This is a genomic window from Pseudomonas sp. W2-17, from assembly GCF_041060445.1.
Lineage (GTDB): Bacteria > Pseudomonadota > Gammaproteobacteria > Pseudomonadales > Pseudomonadaceae > Aquipseudomonas.
In genome coordinates this window covers 313,910-328,204 of record NZ_JAUFNS010000002.1, presented here as the reverse complement: position 1 = coordinate 328,204, position 14,295 = coordinate 313,910, and the positions used below count along the sequence as shown (strand labels likewise).

Here is a 14,295-nt window from a genome sequence, read left to right as displayed (position 1 = left end):
CAGACCGCGCGCCGTACGGTCAAGCCTTGGCCTGTCGCCTATGACTATGCTCGACGTCAGACAAATACCGTCGCCTGGCTACCGGGGTACACACTCATGACTGCATCACAACTCAAACCGACCTTGGGAACCCTGCATTTGTGGGGACTGGCCGTCGGCCTGGTGATCTCCGGCGAATACTTCGGCTGGAGTTACGGCTGGGGCACCGCCGGGACGCTGGGCTTTCTGGTGACCACGCTGATGGTCGCGGTGATGTACACCTGCTTCATATTCAGTTTCACCGAGCTGACCACCGCGATACCCAACGCGGGCGGGCCGTTTGCCTACAGCCTGCGTGCCTTCGGCGTGACTGGCGGGATGATCGCCGGGCTGGCGACGCTGATCGAGTTCGTCTTCGCCCCGCCGGCCATCGCCATGGCGATTGGCGCCTACCTCAACGTCCAATTCCCCTCCCTTGATCCAAGGGTCGCGGCCATCGGCGCGTATTTCGTGTTCATGACCCTGAACATCCTGGGCGTGAGCATCGCAGCGACCTTCGAACTGGTGGTCACCATTCTGGCGGTCGCTGAACTGCTGGTGTTCATGGGCGTTGTCGCGCCGGGCTTCAGCTTCAGCAATTTCGTCCTGGGCGGCTGGGCCGGTTCCGACACCTTCGGCCTGCCGGCCATCAGCGGCATGTTCGCGGCGATCCCGTTTGCCATCTGGTTCTTCCTCGCCATCGAGGGCGCAGCCATGGCGGCCGAAGAAGCCAAGGACCCGAAACGCACCATTCCGCGCGCTTACGTGGGCGGCATCCTGACGTTGGTGGTGCTGGCGATTGGCGTGATGATCTTCGCCGGTGGCGTGGGCGACTGGCGTACGCTGGCGAACATCAATGACCCGTTGCCCCAGGCGATGAAAGCGGTGGTCGGCGGCAACTCCAACTGGATGCACATGCTGGTGTGGATCGGCCTGTTCGGTCTGGTGGCGAGTTTCCACGGCATCATCCTCGGTTACTCGCGGCAGTTCTTCGCCCTGGCCCGGGCGGGCTTTCTGCCGCCGAGCCTGGCCAAACTGTCGCGCTTCCAGACCCCCCACCGCGCCATCCTCGCGGGCGGTGTGATCGGCATCATTGCGATCCTCAGCGACGGCGTGATCAACCTGCAGGGCATGACGCTGACCGCGGCGATGATCACCATGTCGGTGTTTGGCGCTATCGTGATGTACATCATCAGCATGCTCAGCCTGTTCAAGTTGCGCCGCAGCGAACCGCACCTTGAGCGCAGCTTCCGCGCCCCGGGTTACCCGATCGTGCCGGGCATTGCCCTGGTGCTGGCGGTGGTGTGTTTGGTCGCCATGGTCTGGTTCAACCTGCTGATCTGCGCCATATTCATCTGCCTGATGGCCGTGGGCGCGCTGTTCTGCAAAATGGTCCGCGGGCGCAGTGCGGCGGTCGCGGTCGCCGGTTAATCACGCGGTTCGAATAAAGAGGTGTGCATGAGCTTTTCCCACAGCATCGGTGGCATGGTCTGGCGCTTCGACAGCCTGCGGGAACTCATGGCTAAGGCCAGCCCCGCACGCTCCGGTGACTTTCTCGCAGAAGTCGCCGCCAGCAGCGATGCCGAACGTGCGGCGGCGCAAATGGCCCTGGCCGACGTGCCGCTCAAGCGATTTCTCACCGAAGCGCTGATTCCCTACGAAGAAGATGAAGTCACCCGCTTGATCGTCGACAGCCATGACCGCGCCGCCTTTGCTCCGGTCAGCCATCTCACGGTCGGCGGCTTTCGCGACTGGCTGCTGGGGGACGACGCCACCGAGGCCAGCCTCAAGGCCCTGGCGCCGGGGTTGACCCCGGAGATGGCGGCGGCGGTGTCGAAGATCATGCGCGTGCAGGATCTGGTGCTGGTGGCGCAGAAGATTCGTGTCGTCACCCGCTTTCGCAACACCGTCGGCCTGCGCGGACGCATGTCGACCCGGCTGCAACCCAATCACCCCACCGATGACCCGGCTGGCATCGCCGCCAGCGTGCTCGACGGTCTGCTGTACGGCAACGGCGACGCCATGATCGGCATCAACCCGGCCACCGACAGCGTCAGCGCCATCAGCGAACTGCTGAAGATGCTCGACGGCGTCATTCGTCATTACGAAATTCCTACCCAGTCCTGTGTGCTGACCCACGTCACCTCGTCAGTGGCGGCCATCGAAAAGGGCATGCCGCTGGATCTGGTGTTCCAGTCCATCGCCGGCACCGAAGCGGCCAACAGCGGGTTCGGCATCAGCCTGGAAATCCTTCGCGAAGGCTACGAAGCCGGTCTGAGCCTGAAGCGCGGGCCGCTGGGCGACAACCTGATGTACTTCGAAACCGGCCAGGGCAGCGCTTTGTCGGCCAACGCGCACCACGGTGTCGATCAACAGACCTGCGAGGCCCGGGCCTACGCCGTCGCGCGGCACTTCAATCCGTTTCTGGTCAACACCGTGGTCGGCTTTATCGGCCCGGAATACCTGTACAACGGCAAGCAGATCATTCGCGCGGGGCTTGAAGATCACTTCTGCGGCAAGCTGCTTGGCGTGCCCATGGGCTGCGACATCTGCTACACCAACCATGCCGAAGCCGATCAGGACGACATGGACGTGCTGCTGACCTTGCTCGGCGTCGCGGGAATCAATTTCATCATGGGCATCCCGGGGTCCGACGACGTGATGCTCAACTACCAGACCACCTCGTTTCACGACGCTTTGTATGCGCGCAAGACCATCGGCCTGCGTCCGGCGCCGGAGTTCGAGGAATGGCTGACGCGCATGGACATCCTGCGTCAGGACGACGGCGGCGTGCGGCTGGGGCAGGGCGTGCCGCCGCTGTTCCGCAAGGCGCTGGCGCAGTTGAATTAGTCGCTTGATCAGCAGTTCAGATAAGGGCTTGAGCCATGAGCGATGACAAGAAATCACCCGCACACGCCGATGCCTGGCAGCAGTTGCGCTCGCTGACCTCGGCGCGAATCGCCCTCGGGCATGCGGGCACCAGCCTGCCGACGGCGGCGCAGCTGGATTTCCAGTTCGCCCACGCCCAGGCCCGCGACGCCGTGCACCTGGCCTTCGATCACGGGGCGCTGGCCGAGCAACTGGCCGGCCGGTCCCGCGAAACGCTGACCCTGCAGAGCTCGGCAACTGACCGCCATACGTATCTGCAACGGCCTGATCTGGGGCGGCGTTTGTCAGAGGCGTCGGCTGCCCAACTGAAGGACCACGCGTCTGCGCATCCTGAAGGATTTGATCTGGCGCTGGTGGTCGCAGACGGCTTGTCTGCGTTGGCGGTGCAACGCCACAGCCCGGCGATGCTGGAACGCATCGACGAAATGGCAGCGGCGGAAGGCTGGAGCCTGGCGCCGGTGGTGCTGGTGGAACAGGGACGCGTCGCCGTTGCCGATGAAATCGGCGCACTGCTCAAGGCGCGCATGGTGGTGATTCTGATCGGTGAACGGCCGGGCCTCAGCTCGCCGGACAGCCTCGGCCTGTACTTTACGTACGCACCGCGGGTGGGCCTGAACGACGCTGCGCGCAACTGCATTTCCAACGTGCGCCTTGAAGGCATGAGTTACGCGATGGCGGCGCACAAGTTGCTGTACCTGATGCGCGAGGCCTGGCGCCGGCAATTGTCCGGCGTGAGTTTGAAGGACGATGCGCAAGTGCCGGTGCTGGAAGCGGGCGAGGGCAGCCGGCCGGGGAATTTTCTGCTGGGACCTTGATCGTGCCCACGCTCTGCGTGGACATGCCTCCCGTGACGCTCCGCGTCAGCTTGTGCACGGCTTGAATATTCGGTGTGTTCTTTGACGCCTTCCCGGCTAAAGCCGGTCCCACATTTTAGGTGACAGCCAGTTTGACTGGAGGCACGCGGTGCTTTTAGTAGGACCGGCTTCAGCCGGGAAGAGGCCAGTGCATCCGCTGAATCTCTACCGACAGAGACGCAGCCTTCGCGAGCAAGCTCGCTCCCACAGAATCGTGTTCGACCCTGTATCTGAGCCATCCTGCAGAACGTGTGGGAGTGAGCTTGCTCACGAAGAGGCCCGTGCATCCGCTGCATATCCACCGGCAGAGGCACCGCTTTCCCGGCTAAAGCCGGTCCCACATTTTAGGTGACAGCCAGCTTGACTGGAGGCACGCGGTGCTTTTAGTGGGACCGGCTTCAGCCGGGAAGAGGCCAGTGCATTCGCTGCATCTCCAACAGCAAACACGCCGCCTTCGCCCCCCTTTTCAGACTCTTTTGCTAGGCTGCTCACACCACTTCCGAGAGCGCTGCCCTATGCCGATTGCCCAGTCCGACACTGCCTGCACGCATTTCCTGCGCGAATTCTGGTTGGCCCTCGGCGGGCCGCCTCACTATCTTGGCCATCTCCAGACCATCGGCGAAGGCGCGCTGGCGTCGGCATTCCCGGTCACCGATTTCGCCACTGCCGCCATCGCTGCCGCGCATCTGGCGGTGGGCGAATTGATCGATCAGGCCCACGGCACGTTGCCGCCGATCACGGTTGATCGGCGCCTGGCCTCGTTCTGGTTCGCAACGTCCCTTCAGCCCCAAGGCTGGTCGCTGCCGGCGCAGTGGGACGCGGTGGCAGGGGATTACCGCGCGGCAGATGGATGGATCCGGTTGCACACCAACGCGCCGCACCATCGTCAGGCCGCGCTCGCCGTGCTGAAAACCGCACCCGAGCGCGATGCCGTCAGCCAGGCGGTTCTGGGCTGGAAGGCCAGCGAGCTGGAAAGCGCGGTGGTCGACCATCACGGTTGTGCCGCCGCCATGCTCAGCGCTTCGGCCTGGCGCGAACATCCTCAGGGTCGCGCCGTCGCCGCCGAACCGTTGCTGCATCGTGCGCAGGCCACTGCAGCACCGGCTCCAGCCCATCAGTCACACCCCGCACGACCCGAATGGATCGTCCCCTGTGAACGGCCCTTGCGCGGCATTCGCGTGCTCGACCTCACGCGTATTCTGGCCGGCCCCGTGGCGACGCGGTTTCTCGCCGGTTTCGGCGCCGAGGTGTTGCGCATCGATCCCCCTGGCTGGGACGAACCCGGCACCGTCCCGGAGGTGGTGCTTGGCAAACGCTGCGCGCGGCTGGATTTGCGCGACCCTGCCGACCGCGCAGTGCTGGAGGGCCTGATCAGCGGAGCTGACGTGATGATCCATGGTTACCGCGCCGATGCCCTGGCACGCCTCGGCCTCAGTGCCGAACGCCGCCGCGCGCTCAATCCCGGTCTGGTGGATGTATCGCTAAACGCCTACGGCTGGACCGGCCCGTGGCGCGAGCGACGGGGTTTCGACAGCCTGGTGCAAATGAGTTGCGGCATCGCCGACGCCGGCAGGGTCGCAGCGGGCAGTGATCGGCCGGTGCCGCTGCCCGTGCAGGCGCTGGATCACGCCACCGGGTATCTGATGGCGGCGGCAGCGGTGCGCGGTCTGACCGAGCGACGTATCACCGGACGAGGCGTTCAAGTGCAGGCATCCCTGGCGCGCACCGCGTTATCGTTGATGTCGCTTACCCCAACCGAGGCCCAGCCTGCAGCCCTGCAACCGCGGAATCCGAGTGATTACTCCGATGACATCGAGCACACCGCCTGGGGCCCGGCGCTGCGCCTCAAACCCGCCGGGCAGATCGACGGCACGCCGACCCACTGGGATTTACCGGCGAGCGCACTGGGCAGTGGCGACGCGAGATGGCTGTAACGCGTGTCAGCCACCCGCAATCATCAGATCCAGATTCTGCACCGCCGCCCCGGCCGCGCCTTTGCCCAGGTTGTCGAACACGGCGGCCAGCAACACATGCCCGTCGTTCTCAAACACCATCAGCCGCAGGTTATCCGTGCCGTTGAGCTGGCGGGGGTCGATCCCGCTCAGCGCGCAGGATTGCTCCATCGGCAGCACTTCGACAAAGCCGCTGCCTCGATAATGCTCAGCCAGCGCCGCGTGCAGCGTCGTGCCCGTCACGCCGTGGGGCAGCAAGCGCGTTTGCAGCGCGATGGTCAGCACGATGCCCTGACGAAACGCGCCATAGGCCGGAACGAACACCGGCCGCTCGCTCAGCCCGCTGTACTGCTGGATTTCCGGGACGTGCTTGTGCGTGAGGCTAAGGCCGTAGACCTGAAATGGAATCGCCTGGGCAACGTGCGGCCCTTCGAATTCGTCGACCCCGGCGCGGCCTTTGCCCGAATAGCCTGACACCGCATTGATGCTGATCGGGTAGTCGCGCGGCAGCAGTCCCGCCTCCAGCAACGGCCGCAACAAACCGACCGCACCGGTGGGATAGCAGCCCGGATTGCTGACGCGGCGGGCGCTGGCGATGCGTTGTTTTTGCGCTTGGCTCATTTGCGCGAAACCGTAGACCCAGTCGGGGTGGGTACGGTGCGCTGAGCTGGCGTCGATCACCCGCACGTCCGGGTTGGTGATGCTCGCCACTGCGTCGCGGGCGGCCTCGTCGGGCAGGCACAGCACCGCGATGTCGCATGCGTTGATCGCGGCGGCTCGGCTTTCCGGGTTTTTGCGATGCTCGGCGGGCAGCGTCACCACCTGCAGGTCGGTGCGGCCTTGCAGACGCTGGTGAATTTGCAGGCCGGTGGTGCCTTGGTCGCCGTCGATGAAAACGATAGGGAGGGGCGCTTGTTTTAAAGACATGGGATTTGAATTCCGCAGAAGGTCGTCAATGTCGGCCATCTTCCAGCCCGCTCATGGATAGAGAAAGTTGAATTTATTGACGGTAGACTTCAGCTTTTCTGAAGGAGGATCATCAGGGTGCGGGAAATCAGTCTGGATCGTTTGCGCACCCTGGTGGCCATCGCCGACTACGGGTCGTTCGCCGAAGCGGCACGGGTGCTCAACCTCGCGCCGCCGACGGTGAGCCTGCACATCGCTGACCTGGAGCAGCGAGTGGGCGGCGTGTTGCTCTCGCGCACCCGCGGTCGGGTTCAGCCCTCGGCCATCGGCGACACCCTGATCGCGCGCGCGCGGCGCTTGCTGGCCGATGCCGAGCAGGCGCTCGAAGACGTCGAGCGCCAGGTTCAGGGACTGGCCGGGCGGGTGCGACTGGGTGCTTCGACGGGCGTCATCGCGCAACTGCTGCCCCAGGCGCTGGAAACCCTGGAGCAGTTACACCCCGGCATCGACGTGCAGGTCGCGGTGCTGACGTCGCAACAAACGCTGCAAAAGCTCGCGGACGGCAGCCTGGACATCGGCGTGATTGCGCTGCCCCAGGCGCCGGTGAAGGGGTTGTCGATTCAGCCGTGGCGCCGGGATCCGGTGATGGCGTTTCTGCCGGCACGCTGGGACTGCCCGTCGGTCATCACGCCAACATGGCTCGCCGGTCAGCCGCTGATTCTCAACGACGCCACCACGCGGCTGTCTCGTCAGGTGGCCGAGTGGTTTGCCGGTGAGGGGCCGCAGCCGACGCCGCGCATTCAGCTTAATTACAACGACGCGATCAAGAGTCTGGTGGGGGCGGGCTATGGCGCGACATTGCTGCCCCATGAAGCGTCCACGCCCGCGCCGGAGAGCCGCATTGTCATGCGTCCGTTGCAGCCGGCGTTGTGGCGGGAATTGGGCGTCGCGCACCGGGCCGGAAGCGTCGAACGCTCGACCCGCTATGTGCTGGAGGTGTTGCAGGAGTTGGAAGCGTTGTAGCGCAACGGAAGTTGAAAACAGACGTGTAGCCGACCGGGGCTTGATCCTGTCAGGCGCCCGGTCGGTTACAACGTTGAAGTCATGCCATCAGAATTTAAACGCTTGGCGCCCGATCAGCAGCCAGTGGCCTTTCTGTTTCTGCCAGACCTGAAAATTTTCGATCTCGGTCGGCACGACCTTGCCGCTGTTCACGGCTTCGGCAGAGAAGTGGTTGCGCACCAGGGCCGTGTCGCCGTTCATGTTGATTGTCTGGTTTTTCATTTCCAGGGTGTTGAAGCCGCTGCGACCGGTTTCGATGTCGGCGATGAATTCATCCTTGTTCTGCACCTTGCCGCTGGAGTGGCCGTAGGTGACGTTGTCGGACGTCAACGCTTTGAGGCCGGCGATGTCCTTGTGCAGCATCGCCTGGGTCATGTTGTCGACGGCCTTGGCGACGGCTTGTTCATCGGCAGAAGGGGCGGCGGCCACGAAGCCTGAAAACAGGCACAAGAAACCGAGGGTCAGTTTGAGTTGGGTCATTAGTGCATCCTTCTTTATTGTTGATGGAGGCGTCATGCAGGGTCATTCCTGGAGAAAATGACTTTGTACGTCGTCGTACAACTGCGCCACTCAGGCTAGCCCAGAATGGGTGTATTGGAAAGGGAGGCTCTGAACGTGGTGGAGCCATCGCCGAACAGGGCGATGCAGGCTCCCCAGGCTTGCCGGGATCAGGTCTCGGCGTCTCAGTGGTCACCGACCAAATGCCGACGCCTGAACGCGTCTGATCGGTGCTCGGCATATTGCCGGTCACCCGCGCGCGTACCAGACAGTCGCTGCTGCTGGCGGTCGAGCATCTTGAAGTACGCTGTTTCCAGATGAGCGTCGTTGGTCTTGCGTATCAAGTCCAGCGTGCTGCGCCCATGGCCTGAACTGCCCTTGATCACCTCTATGGCATCTGTAGGGCGCAAGCCGTCCAGTAAGGCATTGAATGCGGCGCTGACATCCGGGTCGTCGCCCGATATGACCCGGCAGACGGCGTTGCTTTCTACGTGGCCTGGCGTGAGCACCTTGTGTAGCGTGCGCGGATCCAGGGATAACGCGGCGATCCCGTCGAAATAAGCCACCAGCATCTGCTTGACGTTAGTGATGGCAATCGGCGTCCAGCCACCGCTCGGCGCCAGACAGATGTCCGGGATGATATTAGGCTGGTCCTGCTCGGGGTTGCCGAGCAACGTGCTCAGTTCTCGTGGGCTGAAACCGCTGCTTCGCAACGCACTCAAATATGCGCTGATGCATCCCGCGTCTTCATAGGCGGCGGCACGCTGAAGGCAGGTATCGGCGTCGCTGTCCTTGCCCTGCAGCAGACGATGTTTCTCCTGTTTGTCCAGCGCGCTGCTCTGACTCACTCGCTCGACGAAGGCGGCGACCATCGCAGGATGACCGAACGATGCGGCGTCACCCAACGCAGTCCCGCCGCTCGATGTTCTGGAACCCAGCAGCCCGGCCAGCTTGCCTTTGTCGAGACGCAACTTTTCAAGCTCGTCAAACAGGCGATGAAATTCATTCAGTTTCTGATGCTCCATCGCCACTGCCACATTGTTATCGCCGGGATCGCCGCGGATAACATCGAACCGGTCAGCGCTGCGCAGCCCTGCATCGCGCAATAACCTCAGGTAGTCGGTGACAAACTCGGGATTGCTCCCTTGTGAATGCAGTGCGCATCCTATCGGGTTGCGCGCACCTTCTACTTTCGGCGCGAGAATCTGTCTGGCCACCGAAGGGGATACTTTCAGGGTGCTCAACCCGGTGGCCATGATCATGAAGCTGCGCAGCTGCAGGTCGTAGTTCATGGTTTCGGCGCTCACGCCTTGCGCAAACGCACGCAGCCGTTCCGGGCTGGCCCGCAGATACGGCACCGCCTTATTGCCAACCAAGCCTTTGCGACTCATGTACTCGCACAAACCCAGAAACGCCTGGCTGGAGCTGACGTTCCAGAGGCTGAACAGCAATTTCCGGTCGACTTCCACAGGCAACCGGGAGCCACTGCGAAAGTATTTCATGTCGTTCGCCGGATGGCCCACATCCGCGCTCACCGCTTGGATGAAGGGGTATCTGCCCGTCTGGAAATAGCCTTCGTTGTCGGGAAACGCCTGGTCGAAGGTGACATCGGCAATGCTTTTGTCGGGATACCGCTCGATCCGGCGATGCACGTTCGTGTCGTTGGGATCGTAGAACGCTACGGTAATCCGGTGATCCTTGTTCTGAATGTGGACCGGCAAATCATGGTTAAAGGTGCGTAGCATCACTCGCGCCTCAGGCAGGCGCTTGTCGACGACCTGCCGAACCATATCGTCCAGCCAGCGTCCGAAATGCGCCGGGGTCAGCAACGGGTTGTTACGCCCGGTCATGAACTCCAGTTCATCCGTGCCATTGTCGGCGCGGGCGTGAGGGTCGCTGCGGTGATTGTAGAAGTGTTGCAAGTCGGGTTTGGACTTCGCCACGCGGTCCAGAAAGTGTTTGCCCCCGCGCAACCCCGTTGGTTCGTCTGCGAACAGATAGTTGAATGCCAGATGGCGGCATTTCACCATCGGTGTGGTCACTTCCATGTTCAGATCGATGACCGGGCCGCGCTTGTCAGACAGGTAAATCTGATCCTTGCCCGGTTTGATGGGGTCCGGACGTTTGCGAGGTTCTGGCCGCGGTTCGTTGGTTCTGGTGCGTCGATGACGGGATGAGGAGGGGCCGGGTTGAGCGCGACTTTCCTCCTGGGGCGCATTCAGGTTCGGGCGCAAGGGAAGGGAGGAAATACGGTTCGATGGCATGACGAAGTCTTTCGCAGGTAAATCTCCTGTGTGGCGCGCTTCGGGCCTGCGGTTCCGTTGGCGCTCGCGACTCGCACCGCCCGACCGAATTCGCTGGCCTGGGCTATGTATGCTCATCGGCAGAGGGTGCAGCGGCTACGCAGCCCGAAAAACAGGCTTGGCCACGACGGTTCTGTAGAACACCGCGCCATGGCCTGAGTCACAGAAGGCAGGATGTGTTTCGCAGCCTCGGCAAACACTGCTTTACTGAGGGCTCGCTGCCGCACGTTCAGGCGTTCGGTTCTGCGCCATTGACCGCTGTCATACCGATGAGGATGCGCACAGATGACCCGTCTCACCGCCAAAGACTTCGCCCCGGAATTGCTTGAGCTCTACGACTATTACGTTCACGGCAAGATCAATCGCCGGGAGTTTCTCGATCGCGCGGCGGTGTTCGCCGTGGGCGGGCTTGCCGCGACGACGATTCTGGCTTCGCTGAGCCCCAATTACGCGCTGGCCGAGCAGGTCAAGTTCACCGACCCGGACATCATCGCCGAGTACATCACGTATCCGTCGCCCAAGGGCAATGGCCAGGTGCGCGGGTATCTGGTGCGGCCGGCGAAGGCCGATGCCAAACTCGCGTCGGTGCTGGTGGTGCATGAGAATCGCGGCCTCAATCCCTACATCGAAGACGTCGCCCGGCGTGTGGCTAAGGCCGGTTTTATCGCCCTGGCGCCTGACGGTTTGTCTTCGGTCGGGGGCTATCCGGGCAACGACGACCAAGGTCGCGAGCTGCAGGCGAAGGTCGATCCCGAGAAGCTGATGAATGACTTTTTCGCCGGCATCGAGTGGCTGATGGCTCACCACGCTTCCACCGGGAAAGTCGGGATCACCGGGTTTTGTTACGGCGGGGGCGTAGCCAATGCTGCTGCCGTGGCTTATCCGGAGCTGGCGGCGGCGGTGCCGTTTTATGGCCGTCAGCCCAGGGCCGAGGATGTCAGCCGGATCAAGGCGCCGTTGTTGTTGCATTACGCAGAGCTCGACAAGCCGATCACCGATGGCTGGCCGGCGTATGAGGCGGCGCTGAAGGCGGCGGGCAAGACGTATGAGGCGCATATTTATAAGGGCGCCAATCACGGTTTTCATAACGATTCGACGCCGCGGTATGACGATGCTGCCGCGACTTTGGCGTGGGACCGGACGGTGGATTGGTTCAGGAAGTATCTGGTCTGAGGTGAGGCTGGGAGAAGGTCAAGAGCGTCTGCCTAAGGGCAGACATTTCGCCTTCGGCGAGTTACTTGGAAAAGCACCCCAAGTAACCAAGGGTGCCTGCTCCTGGTTGGGTTCCTCCTTCGTCGGAATACCCTCACTTCGACGACGCTCCGTGGGCCCGCGCCGAACGGACATCCATGTCCTGACGGCGCTCTCGCCGCATCCATGCGGCTCGGCCCACTCCGCGTCGTCTGCGTTCGGCCTGCACCCAAGTCGCGTTTGGTGGTGCTTGGGCTTTTTGCGTAGGAAGATCAAAAGCAGATCAACAGCTTCCCGGCTGAAGCCGGTCCCTCTGACTGCACGCGTTGCTTTTAGTGGGACCGGCTTTAGCCGGGAAGGGGCCAGTGTGTTCACCACCAACTTTCCGATCGTTCCTCACGCTCTGCGTGAGAATGCATCCCCCGACGCTCCGCGTCCCGGTCTGGCTGAAGGAACGCGCTCTCATTGTGGGACCGGCTTTAGTCGGGAAGAGGCCGGTGTGTTCGACATCACTTTTGCAGTATTGCGCTCGACGTCTTCCCGGCTAAAGCCGGTCCCACTAGGTGATCGCGGTGTGCCAGCCAGCACCAAAACCCGGCACGCCGCGCTTTTTTGATGCGCACGATTGCTCCTCTAATAATCTGAAAACCACCCGCACCCTACGCCTACCTGGCCTCCCATCCCCATGGCCCAGCTTTTGCTTTTATTGAATCCAAACTTGGATACAAGATGGAAGCCTCCCATGCATGACCTCCAAAACCCTCAGTTCGGCTGGACGATTAACGAGTGGCTGACGGCTTATCAGACCGGGCAGTTGTCGCCTGAAGTCCTGCTCTCGCTTCCCGGCGCTTACCCGGAAACCGACACCGCGTGGATCGCCCGTGCCAGTCAGGCGCAGATCAGCGAGCAGCTCGAAGCCCTCGCCGAGCGGCGCGGGGCGTTGAACGGCGATATCACCCTACTGCCGCTGTACGGCGTGCCGTTCGCGATCAAGGACAACATCGACGCAGCCGGCTGGCCGACGACGGCGGCGTGCCCGGAATTCGCCTACACCGCAAGCAAGGACGCGACGGTGCTGGCCCGACTGCGCGCGGCGGGGGCGATTTTGATGGGCAAGACCAACCTCGATCAGTTCGCCACCGGCCTGGTCGGTACGCGCTCGCCCTACGGCGCCGTGCCCAACAGTTTCAACTCCGATTACGTCAGCGGCGGCTCCAGCTCTGGCTCGGCGTCGGTGGTGGCGCGGGGGTTGGTGGCGTTTTCGCTGGGCACCGACACCGCAGGCTCTGGCCGGGTGCCGGCGGGCTTCAATAACATCGTCGGCCTGAAACCGACCAAGGGCCGTTTGCCTAACACCGGGCTGGTGCCGGCGTGCAAGACGGTGGACTGCGTTTCCATCTTCGCGCTGACCGTAGACGACGCGCAGAAAGTCGCCGGCCTCGCCGAAGGCTTCGACGGTGATGACGCCTATTCCCGCCACAACCCCGGCACGGCGCCGGTGGGCTTCCGGGCGGCGATGACGCTGGCTGTGCCGGACACCTTGGAGTTCTTCGGTGATGCGCAGAATCAGGCTGTGTTCGAACAGGCGCTGCACCGCTTGAGCGGCATGGGCGCCGAGATCACCCGCATTGACTTCGCCCCGTTCAAGGCCTTGGCCGAGCAGTTGTATTACGGCCCGTGGGTCGCCGAGCGCACGGTGGCCCTGACCTCGATGCTGGAAACCAACCCCGACGCCATCAATCCTGTGGTGCGTGGCATCGTCGAAAACGGTCTGGCGTACAGCGCCTGTGACGCCTACCGCGCCGAGTACTTGCGCGCCACGCTGAGCCGGCAGATCAACGACGCGCTGGCCGGTTTCGACGCGTTGGTCGTGCCCACTTCCGCGACCCTGCGCACCCAGGCGGAAATGGCCGCCGAGCCGGTGCTGTACAACTCGCAGTTCGGCTTCTACACCAACTTCACCAACCTGGCGGACCTTTCGGCCCTGGCATTGCCTGCCGGTATGCGTGCTGATGGCTTGCCGTCGGGCATCACCTTGATTGCTCCGGCCTGGCACGACACCGCGCTCGCCCGGTTCGGCCAGCGTTGGCAGGAAAGCGTCGGTTTGCCCATGGGCGCAACCGGCCGCGCAATGCCCGCGTCGCCAGCGCCGACACTTTCCCCAGCGCCCGCACCGCGCGGCAGCGTGCGGGTTGCCGTGGTGGGCGCGCACCTGACCGGCATGCCGCTCAACGTCCAGCTCACGAGTCGCGATGCCGCGCTCGTCGAGCAAACCCTGACCGCAGGCGACTACCGGCTCTACGCCTTGCCCGGCACCGTGCCGCCCAAGCCGGGGCTGGTGAAATCCCCAGGCGGAGCGTCGATCATCGTCGAGCTGTGGGACATCCCGCTGGCGCGCTTTGGCGAGTTCGTGGCCGAGATTCCTGCGCCGCTGGGCATCGGCAACCTGACGCTGAAAGACGGTCGTAGCGTCAAGGGTTTCATCTGCGAGCCTTGGGCGATTGATGGCGCGCTGGACATCACCTCGTTCGGTGGTTGGCGCGCGTACATCGCCAGCCTGAAAAAAGCCTGAGCCGCCGCCTGACGCGGTCCGAGAAAAACGACTGCGTCACGCCCCCACCA

10 protein-coding genes are annotated in these 14,295 nt (G+C 63.2%); 7 read left to right on the top strand and 3 right to left on the bottom strand.

Annotation, left to right across the window (positions count from 1 at the left end; all coding sequences use genetic code 11):
- Positions 1–96: 96 nt before the first annotated feature.
- The 4 genes from eat to QWI20_RS03795 all read left to right on the top strand — a co-directional run bounded on the left by eat (position 97) and on the right by QWI20_RS03795 (position 5,695).
- Positions 97–1,449 carry an ethanolamine permease gene (gene eat / locus QWI20_RS03810; protein ID WP_369304245.1) on the top strand — a complete coding sequence of 451 codons (1,353 nt, stop codon included), beginning with the start codon at positions 97–99 and terminating at the stop codon, positions 1,447–1,449.
- Positions 1,450–1,476: 27 nt separating this feature from the next.
- Positions 1,477–2,868 carry an ethanolamine ammonia-lyase subunit EutB gene (locus QWI20_RS03805; RefSeq protein WP_369304243.1) on the top strand — a complete coding sequence of 464 codons (1,392 nt, stop codon included), beginning with the start codon at positions 1,477–1,479 and terminating at the stop codon, positions 2,866–2,868.
- A 35-nt stretch (positions 2,869–2,903) separates the two neighbouring features.
- On the top strand, positions 2,904–3,722 hold the full coding sequence (eutC, locus tag QWI20_RS03800; RefSeq protein ID WP_369304242.1) for an ethanolamine ammonia-lyase subunit EutC: 819 nt from the start codon (positions 2,904–2,906) through the stop codon (positions 3,720–3,722).
- A 554-nt stretch (positions 3,723–4,276) separates the two neighbouring features.
- Positions 4,277–5,695, top strand: coding sequence for a CoA transferase (locus QWI20_RS03795; protein ID WP_369304240.1), 1,419 nt, complete (start codon positions 4,277–4,279; stop codon positions 5,693–5,695).
- Between the two features lie 6 nt (positions 5,696–5,701).
- Here QWI20_RS03795 and argC read toward each other — a convergent pair whose 3' ends face one another.
- Complete coding sequence (gene argC, locus QWI20_RS03790; protein WP_369304239.1) at positions 5,702–6,640, bottom strand: N-acetyl-gamma-glutamyl-phosphate reductase; 939 nt, start codon at positions 6,638–6,640, stop codon at positions 5,702–5,704.
- Positions 6,641–6,757: 117 nt separating this feature from the next.
- On the opposite strand from argC, the gene QWI20_RS03785 reads away from it, so the two are divergent.
- The gene (locus tag QWI20_RS03785) at positions 6,758–7,642 is read left to right on the top strand and encodes a LysR family transcriptional regulator (RefSeq protein ID WP_369304238.1); all 885 of its coding nucleotides are present in this window, start codon (positions 6,758–6,760) and stop codon (positions 7,640–7,642) included.
- Between the two features lie 87 nt (positions 7,643–7,729).
- On the opposite strand, the gene QWI20_RS03780 is transcribed toward QWI20_RS03785, so the two are convergent.
- Positions 7,730–8,161: a nuclear transport factor 2 family protein gene (locus QWI20_RS03780; protein WP_369304237.1), complete on the bottom strand. Its 432-nt coding sequence runs from the start codon at positions 8,159–8,161 to the stop codon at positions 7,730–7,732.
- 203 nt (positions 8,162–8,364) lie between these two features.
- Positions 8,365–10,443, bottom strand: coding sequence for a ShET2/EspL2 family type III secretion system effector toxin (locus tag QWI20_RS03775; protein ID WP_369304235.1), 2,079 nt, complete (start codon positions 10,441–10,443; stop codon positions 8,365–8,367).
- 324 nt (positions 10,444–10,767) lie between these two features.
- Here QWI20_RS03775 and yghX point away from each other — a divergent pair, with 324 nt between their 5' ends.
- Both yghX and atzF read left to right on the top strand, forming a co-directional pair.
- Positions 10,768–11,655: a YghX family hydrolase gene (gene yghX / locus QWI20_RS03770; protein WP_369304234.1), complete on the top strand. Its 888-nt coding sequence runs from the start codon at positions 10,768–10,770 to the stop codon at positions 11,653–11,655.
- Positions 11,656–12,415: 760 nt separating this feature from the next.
- Positions 12,416–14,245 (top strand): allophanate hydrolase, encoded by a 1,830-nt coding sequence (atzF, locus tag QWI20_RS03765; protein ID WP_369304233.1) that lies wholly within the window; start codon positions 12,416–12,418, stop codon positions 14,243–14,245.
- Positions 14,246–14,295 lie beyond the last annotated feature (50 nt).

Coding starts and splice junctions, on each gene's coding strand:
- eat (WP_369304245.1), top strand. CDS start 97: ATGACTGCATCACAACTCAAACCGACCTTGGGAACCCTGCATTTGTGG.
- QWI20_RS03780 (WP_369304237.1), bottom strand. CDS start 8,161: ATGACCCAACTCAAACTGACCCTCGGTTTCTTGTGCCTGTTTTCAGGC.
- argC (WP_369304239.1), bottom strand. CDS start 6,640: ATGTCTTTAAAACAAGCGCCCCTCCCTATCGTTTTCATCGACGGCGAC.
- yghX (WP_369304234.1), top strand. CDS start 10,768: ATGACCCGTCTCACCGCCAAAGACTTCGCCCCGGAATTGCTTGAGCTC.
- atzF (WP_369304233.1), top strand. CDS start 12,416: ATGCATGACCTCCAAAACCCTCAGTTCGGCTGGACGATTAACGAGTGG.
- QWI20_RS03795 (WP_369304240.1), top strand. CDS start 4,277: ATGCCGATTGCCCAGTCCGACACTGCCTGCACGCATTTCCTGCGCGAA.
- QWI20_RS03805 (WP_369304243.1), top strand. CDS start 1,477: ATGAGCTTTTCCCACAGCATCGGTGGCATGGTCTGGCGCTTCGACAGC.
- QWI20_RS03775 (WP_369304235.1), bottom strand. CDS start 10,443: ATGCCATCGAACCGTATTTCCTCCCTTCCCTTGCGCCCGAACCTGAAT.
- eutC (WP_369304242.1), top strand. CDS start 2,904: ATGAGCGATGACAAGAAATCACCCGCACACGCCGATGCCTGGCAGCAG.